Genomic DNA, 7,449 nt, shown 5'->3' with positions numbered 1-7,449 from the left:
CCATTAGTAAAATCCAAGCCTATCGACAATTGCAAAAAGCCGGTGATTTTGCCGATGTAGAATCTATAGGAACTCACACAATGCGCAAAACATTCGGCTATTGGTTCTATAAACAAACAAAAGATGTCGCTATGTTGCAAGACATACTCAATCACAGTACACCACAAATTACACTCAAATATATTGGTATCAATAAAGAAGAAAAAGATAATATCTTAGATACATTTCAAATTTAAAAAATAAACCACTACCTATTCATATGTAGTGGATAAAATACATGGAATATATATAAGTAAGGAATTCATTCATACCTATAATAACAAATAACATAATCGTAAAAAGGGAATGCTTGTATACTAATCTATACTGCATTCCCTTATTGTAATTGTATGTCCACTATATTTCTATTCTTCCTTTTCTAAAATTAATAAACTGACACCAAATTTCTTGGTTTTCACCCCTTTCTGTATTCACTCCATTGTAATGTAAACTCCGTATTAAATGTCCAATCTATTAGCTGTCCCCCCCCCTCTGTAAACCATAATAACTTTTACAATAATTATCCCAACTGTCATAAAAACAATAATTAAATTTTTACAAAAGAAAACAACTTGGATAAAAACAGGTTGTTTTCTTTTGTAGGGTAAAACAAAGAAAGAGTGGAGGATTCAATACACAAACATGTCAATCAAATGGAGTAAATTGACCGATAAGACTAAACATTCTGAAAATTTAATCGCTAAGGGTTTTTGTTTACTCTTTCCTTGTTGTTATGAGTTTAGCATTAAAAATAAAATAAATCAACAAAAAAATACAAAATTCTGATAAATTCGACATTTTTTCAAAAGAAAATTGCCTTACCCTCACTTAACTGTAATAAAATAAAAAAAGGAATCAACTCATAAAATAATGAATCAGTTCCTTTTTTATAATGTATGTAGAGTTTCATAATAGTAAAAAACAATATAATATTTCTTTCTATCCTGTCCATAGTATTAGCCCCACCTACGCTAAATACCCTGATAGCCACTCGTGCCATCCAACCCATTATCACTATAACAGAAAGCGCTTTCATTGTAAAGAATTCCCTAATCATTTGGGGTTGATTGTCATTTCATTACCATCAGACTATAACCTAAATAAAAACAAAAAAACTTTTTTCTAATAAAACCCATACAAATGATCCATATATTGAGTACACTTCCAATACATGAATCATTTGTATAAGTTTTATTAAGAATAACTCTGAAAAAATTATATTACATAAATGCTTTTAATAAAGTTGCTACTAAAGGAAGTACTCCACCTAAGAAGGTTAAAACTGCTGTTGCAATTGCCATAATGATCACTCCTTATATTTTTCTGAATATTTAATTATTTATATTGTATTTTGAAATAACAAAATTAGCAACTCTTTTTAATCTGCAATATTGCATCAAAACAACACATAAATTTATTTAATAATATATTATGTTTTTTTACTTTTTATTTTCCTTATTCATCTGTTTAACAAAAAATAATTTAATACTTAAGAACAAAACTCAAAAGAAAAAGAATCCCTTATTTCTTTTAGGATTCTTTTTCTTTTTTAAACATTGCTCATACAAATGATCTGCACATCAATTCATCTTTGATATACAGATCATTTGTATGATAATTTTTATAAATAATTGCGGAATAATGAACTTACATTACTGCTTTTAAAAGTTCTGCTACTAATGGAAGTGCTCCACCTACAAATTTTAAAACTGCCATTGCGATTGCCATGTTATTTCCTCCTTTATTCTTATATTAAGATTTTTTGAATCTCTGTACCCTTATTATAGTAAGCGCTTTCAAAAATAGCAATACTTTTTTCGAATATAATATTTTATATAATAAAACCAAATGTTTTATGTAAATAAAAGTATACTTAAAAAACAACATTTTAATAGCAAGGGAATGCTTGTATGCTGATCTGTACTACATTCCCTTATTATATGTATGCTATATTCTTATTCGCCTTTTTCTAACAATAGGACCACGAATCTTGGCGAAGACATTGGTTTTTGCCCTGTCCTGGGGTCCGTCCTCGCTTTTTATTCCACGGTTCCCTTGACCACGAGCCTCCGAACCCTCAAACTCCCAAAGCCAACCCCAGCGGGCAAAAACCGCCCTTCTGGGGCCACCTCTGGCGAGTTTGCATGAGGGTTCCCCTCATCGTCAAGGAACTTTCGCGGCATAAACGCCAGGACTCAGCGATTCCGCATGCGCGGCAACCACGATTCCTTCTAAATGCATTTTTTATTCAATTCAATAATTATTGCTAACAATAAATAAAAAGCTAATTTTCATAGAAAATTAGCTTTTTAACTTTAATATTCACATAAAATTATACCTATAATTTCACTTACCATATTTTAAAACTTTTTAATAAAAAAACAGAACATTAAAGTGTATTATATTTTTTCACTTGTAATGGAATAGTTATAACATATAAATCTACAGCATAATAAGTAATCCAAATCCCTTTACCTTCAACATCAAGTTTTGATTGGTAAAACTGTTCTAAAATTTTTCTTTTCCCCCATCTTTTAGGGAACCATTTGAATACTTTAGGAACATTATATTTTTTATTAGACCATACCTTTAATCTCCATAGAACTAAAATAACTGTAATCAGGATAATAAAATTAATAAACTCAGAATATGAAGCTTTTAAAAACATATATCCTCTACCTTTTCATTAGAAATGTAACAACTTATCCTCTTAAAATAGCCTTTTTCACAATAAAATACATTATAGAAAATAGTAAACAAGTACCTACTATGCCAAAAGTCGCAATTGAAATTTTACCTGCCATCGTTTCATGTGGATCTAAAGCATTAGGTAAAATTGTACCAAAAATTGCAATACAAGCCAATATAACCATAGTATATTTTAAAATTTTCACTTTTTTATTCATACTAATTATCTCCTTAAATCCTTAATAACAAGTTCTTTACCAAATCTCAAAAAATCATTTTCTAAATAATCTCGCGAAAAAACCTTTTTGTTCTGTAGATGCCGTTAATAATTTTGTTTCTTGTACTTCTCTAATTGTTTCAAGTAACTTCTGATCACGGTTCTCTAACTTATTGTCAATATAATCTTGTTGTTTTTGTAGTTGTTCAATTAACAATTTATTAAATTCCTCTTGTTTCTCACTATATTCTCTAAGTCTACTAACTTCATTTTTTAACGCTTTTAATTCTTCAGCTAAAATTTCTCCAACTTCTTTACTAGGTACAGGCTTTATACTTTCTCCACCTGTAGCAAAGTAATGTTCAATTTGTTTTATTGAGTAATTCTGTTCTCGATGTAATTGTTTAACTATCTTCATTTGCTCAAGAGCTTTTTTATTAAAAACATTGTAACCCGACTCATTTTTCTCCAAAGGAATATACGTCCTTAACTCTTTCATCCAATTTCTTATAACATTTGGCGATTCATCCACACACAGTGCAACTTCTTTAACGGTCATCGCTATATAACCTGGTTTTTCTTTACCTAGGTTTTCACTTTTATCCATCTTTTTACCCACCTTTAAAACCTAGATAAAAACCTAAGTTTTTTAAATATCAAGGGTTATTTTCAAAAAAATCAACCTTGATACCTAGGTATAAAACCTAGGTTTTTACTAATTCATTTTACTAAGGTTTATATCCTTCTGTCATATAAAAATAACGGAATTCTTCACATCTCTAAGTCATACTTCATTTTCTTCTTAATAAATGATTATTTAATCCATATAGCGAAGACCATGGCCGCGCCACAAAAAGTTTTCTAATAACCTTGCAATAAACCACAATTAAAATCATATTTTTGTTTTTTTAACATAATAAAACTCTATCAAAAGGCAAGTCATTTTATAAAATTGGAAATTCTGAATCAAAAAAGAGAGAAGAGCATAAGGGGTTTTTGGGCCCAACTAGGGGTTGGGGCTAGGCAGAGCCTAGCTTAAACGTGGGTACACGAAAATTTCCAGGATGTGCACTCACGGTCGACTCAAAATTTTCCAATTACACGTATTTTTCGTTAAAAGTAGAGTCGAGGTGTACACAAGGTACTCTTCATAGCATCAAATGTGCACCTGCTGTAGACAACATATTTTTTATAAATTGTAATCAAACATTACTTTAAAATACTAAAAGAGATCCATCTAAAATAAGTAAACACAAGATTATAATTTAAAACAGAAAACAACAAAATGTGAGATATCATTCAGACGCTTCAAAATCCGTTTTAAAGAATATGGATCTAAAACAATACTATTTTCTGTAAAAATGAAAATGGACGCTTAAAAAGCAAAATAAACAGGTTTAAATAAGGGTTTTCGTTTGCTTTTGGGGTTGAGGTTGGTTCGTCGTGTGGGGACGACCCCCCACATATAACGTATTCTATCAATTTGGTAAGTGAAATTTTAAATCGAATTACTAGCGGTTCGGCTCGTATAATAGCAAATTCAAGCCGATGATCCCTAATAGTTGCTTTTGGATGTATCGGCTTGGTGATATCCAAACTCGAGCCGAAAAAAGTTCCGCAAGGATGTAGCAAAGCGAAAAGGGTGGAGATTTTCTGTAGTAAAACGAAAGAAAATACGACCCGTTCCTTGCGGAACTTTTAGCTCTATATATAAGAGTGAGAAGAGCAAAGTGAAGAAAGTCAGTAATGGCAAGGGTTTATAGAAGATAAGGTGTCAAAAAAAAGTGACACCGGTGTCAAAAAAAAGTGACACCTAAAAAAAGGTAAATGACATAAAAAAAAAGAACGCAAGATTTTTTTTGCATTCTTTTAAAATAAATAAATAGGTAGTTTATGTTTTTTCTTTCCTTGATCTTCGACTTTAAAATTTCTTAATGAATCTCTAAAAATATGTTGAGTTGCTTTATCTATTCCATCTTTAGGAGAGCAACACATAATATTTGGATTTACAAACCATGTACGACTAGTACAAACCCGTCCATCTTCAGTTGTAACACCTGATTGTGCAACTGCTAATACTCCCTTTTTTAATAAACCATTCATAACACTAGAAATACTTTGACGAGTCATTTTAAACTTTTCAGCTAGATATGTAGGCGATGCTGGATTATTTGTCTCACGTTCTACAAGAACATTAGTTTTAAATTCTACAGATGAAGTTAATTTGAATAAAAAAGCTTCTTCCTTACTACTTAAATAACCTATTTCAATCAAATAATCTATATTATCCATTATAATTTGCACAAATCTCACCCGATCTGTAGGCTTTTTCTTTTTACCTATGAAATATTCTTCCCCACCAGACATTTTACTTAACATCTGTAAAAGCATAGCTCTTTCTTCTTCTGAATACCCACCAGTTTGCAACTGATCATAAATACTATCAATCTTACTATCTCTTGCTTTAGCTTTTTTTTCAGCTTGTCCAAAATCTACTACTTTACTCACTGTTTCTCCTCCTACTTCCTAAACAGAAAAACGAGAAACTAAAAAGTGTATACATATTCCATTTTCAAAATACAAATTTCATGTTAAAATACACATAGATTAAATTATTCCTGTCTAGGATTTTTTGAAAAGAAACCTTGTTACCGCAAGGTTTCTTTTTTTTATTCTACCACAAATTTCTACATAAAAGTTTTTCCTGTCTCTTAAGGTATTGAAATCCCAACAAAATTCAACAAAGATTTTATACTAATATAAACCGGAACAACAAATACAGCCTTTCCTACCCCATATTTGACCACATCTAACTAATTATTAATCCAAGCACCTTTTCTAGCATTTTGACTCATGCTGTTGATTTCTAAATAATTAGGCAAGCTACGTGTGTGTGATCACACACACCAAAAACGATATTTTTGAATTAGTAGGAGATCCCTACAACCTTTACCGTTTTTTCTGTCTCGAAATTTCATTTTCTCGTCCTAAAACGGTTGTCGCTTCGCTCGATTTTCAGCAAATAAAAAGAAGATTAAACTAGAAAAACAATCTAGTTCGGTCTTCTTTTTATTCTAAATTCATTAATGATCGCTTTTTTTACATCACTATAAAATACCATTATCAGCATTCCCAATATAGTTATAAATAAAGAAATTCCTTCAATGCCAATAAATATCCCTATAAATATAAGAGCAATACCTATAAAAAAGCCAAAATCATTTTCATCATCATCGTCCTCACATTCATCTTTATCTTTTTTATCTAACTCCCCTCTAACATCCTCTGATCCCTTTATTAACTCATCAATTGTTACTTCATACAATTCACTAAGTAAAATCAAATTATCAATATCAGGATAACTTTTATTGCTCTCCCATTTATAAACAGCTTGTCTAGTCACTCCAACCTTGCGAGCTACATCTTCTTGTGAAAAGTTTTTTGATTCACGAAACTTTTTCAATTGCGAACCTAAATTCATATTATTCACCTCTAAGAAATCATTACATATAAAACCATAATCAATAAAGAAACCATTAGTCTAATAGATGTAAACTAATGGTTCACATATTTAAATTCTTGCTAAATCACTTAAATCTATATTCAACTAAAACAATATTATCAGAAACTAAAAAAGAATCCTAAAAACATAGGATTCCTTAATGCGAAAATGTGATATTTCATTAACCCGTCAATATGTAATATTGCATATAAAAATATATTGATATAAATGTAAGCGCTTACTATAATGAAAGCATAAAGATAAATCACATCTTAGCATCAACAACAGAGGAGGAAATAATATGGCAATCGCAATGACAGTTTTAAAATTTGTAGGTGGAGCACTTCCATTAGTTCAAGAACTTTTAAAAGCATTTATGTAAGTTTACTATTTAGCAATTATTTATAAAAATTATTATACCTTAATACGAAAAAAAAGGAGGAAATAATATGACAATCGCAATGGCAGTTTTATCATTTGTAGGTGGAGTACTTCCATTAGTAGCAGAACTTTTAAAAGCAGTAATGTAAGTTCATTATTCCGCAATTATTTATAAAGATTATCATACCTTAATACGAAAAAAGAGGAGGAAATAACATGGCAATCGCAATGGCAGTTTTAAAATTTGTAGGTGGAATCATTCCATTTGTACAAGAACTTTTAAAAGCAGTAATGTAAATTCATTATTCCGCAATTATTTATAAAAATTATCATACAAATGATCTGTATATCAAAGATGAATTGATGTGCAGATCATTTGTGTGAGCAAAGTCCCTTTAGCATTATTAAGGGACTTTTTTGTTACTACTGAATGTAAACTTTTTAATATTAGTTTACTTTCATTTTGTTTTCTTTTTTTCTATAAAACCCCAACCTCATATAAGTTTATTATACCCTCTCAGACAAACTAAAAGACTCTTTAAAATAAACACTTCTTGATACGTTGTAAGGGGATTATTTTCAAAAAAAGCAATCATAACGCTTATACTGCTTTTACACCGCT

7 protein-coding genes and 1 pseudogene are annotated in these 7,449 nt (G+C 30.1%); 1 reads left to right on the top strand and 7 read right to left on the bottom strand.

Features of this window, described 5'->3' with window-relative positions; genetic code table 11:
* Positions 1 to 236 (top strand): tyrosine-type recombinase/integrase (locus tag ORL93_RS29345; protein ID WP_265960209.1); only part of this gene is annotated, 236 nt, incomplete at its 5' end.
* A 605-nt stretch (positions 237 to 841) separates the two neighbouring features.
* On the opposite strand, the gene ORL93_RS29340 is transcribed toward ORL93_RS29345, so the two are convergent.
* The 7 genes and pseudogenes from ORL93_RS29340 to ORL93_RS29315 all read right to left on the bottom strand — a co-directional run bounded on the left by ORL93_RS29340 (position 842) and on the right by ORL93_RS29315 (position 6,425).
* The gene (locus ORL93_RS29340; RefSeq protein ID WP_265960208.1) at positions 842 to 1,048 is read right to left on the bottom strand and encodes a hypothetical protein; all 207 of its coding nucleotides are present in this window, start codon (positions 1,046 to 1,048) and stop codon (positions 842 to 844) included.
* Between the two features lie 638 nt (positions 1,049 to 1,686).
* A pseudogene (locus tag ORL93_RS31350) lies at positions 1,687 to 1,867 on the bottom strand (hypothetical protein).
* A 561-nt stretch (positions 1,868 to 2,428) separates the two neighbouring features.
* Positions 2,429 to 2,707, bottom strand: coding sequence for a hypothetical protein (locus tag ORL93_RS29335; RefSeq protein ID WP_018783728.1), 279 nt, complete (start codon positions 2,705 to 2,707; stop codon positions 2,429 to 2,431).
* A gap of 34 nt (positions 2,708 to 2,741) precedes the next feature.
* The gene (locus tag ORL93_RS29330; RefSeq protein WP_040118769.1) at positions 2,742 to 2,945 is read right to left on the bottom strand and encodes a hypothetical protein; all 204 of its coding nucleotides are present in this window, start codon (positions 2,943 to 2,945) and stop codon (positions 2,742 to 2,744) included.
* Positions 2,946 to 2,999: 54 nt separating this feature from the next.
* The gene (locus ORL93_RS29325) at positions 3,000 to 3,551 is read right to left on the bottom strand and encodes a MerR family transcriptional regulator (RefSeq protein ID WP_265960207.1); all 552 of its coding nucleotides are present in this window, start codon (positions 3,549 to 3,551) and stop codon (positions 3,000 to 3,002) included.
* A 1,262-nt stretch (positions 3,552 to 4,813) separates the two neighbouring features.
* A complete protein-coding gene (locus ORL93_RS29320) occupies positions 4,814 to 5,452 on the bottom strand; it encodes a MarR family transcriptional regulator (protein WP_018783712.1) in 639 nt (212 codons plus the stop codon).
* A gap of 544 nt (positions 5,453 to 5,996) precedes the next feature.
* Positions 5,997 to 6,425: a helix-turn-helix domain-containing protein gene (locus tag ORL93_RS29315; RefSeq protein ID WP_098712817.1), complete on the bottom strand. Its 429-nt coding sequence runs from the start codon at positions 6,423 to 6,425 to the stop codon at positions 5,997 to 5,999.
* Positions 6,426 to 7,449: the final 1,024 nt, after the last annotated feature.

Source organism: Bacillus sp. DHT2 (assembly GCF_026241455.1).
Classification (GTDB): Bacteria; Bacillota; Bacilli; order Bacillales; family Bacillaceae_G; genus Bacillus_A; species Bacillus_A pseudomycoides.
This window is presented reverse-complemented; position numbering and strand designations above follow the sequence as displayed.

What these genes read in the sequence shown, in the direction of transcription:
- ORL93_RS29335 (WP_018783728.1), bottom strand. Translation starts at nt 2,707, where the DNA reads ATGTTTTTAAAAGCTTCATATTCTGAGTTTATTAATTTTATTATCCTG.
- ORL93_RS29340 (WP_265960208.1), bottom strand. Translation starts at nt 1,048, where the DNA reads ATGGGTTGGATGGCACGAGTGGCTATCAGGGTATTTAGCGTAGGTGGG.
- ORL93_RS29325 (WP_265960207.1), bottom strand. Translation starts at nt 3,551, where the DNA reads ATGGATAAAAGTGAAAACCTAGGTAAAGAAAAACCAGGTTATATAGCG.
- ORL93_RS29315 (WP_098712817.1), bottom strand. Translation starts at nt 6,425, where the DNA reads ATGAATTTAGGTTCGCAATTGAAAAAGTTTCGTGAATCAAAAAACTTT.
- ORL93_RS29330 (WP_040118769.1), bottom strand. Translation starts at nt 2,945, where the DNA reads ATGAATAAAAAAGTGAAAATTTTAAAATATACTATGGTTATATTGGCT.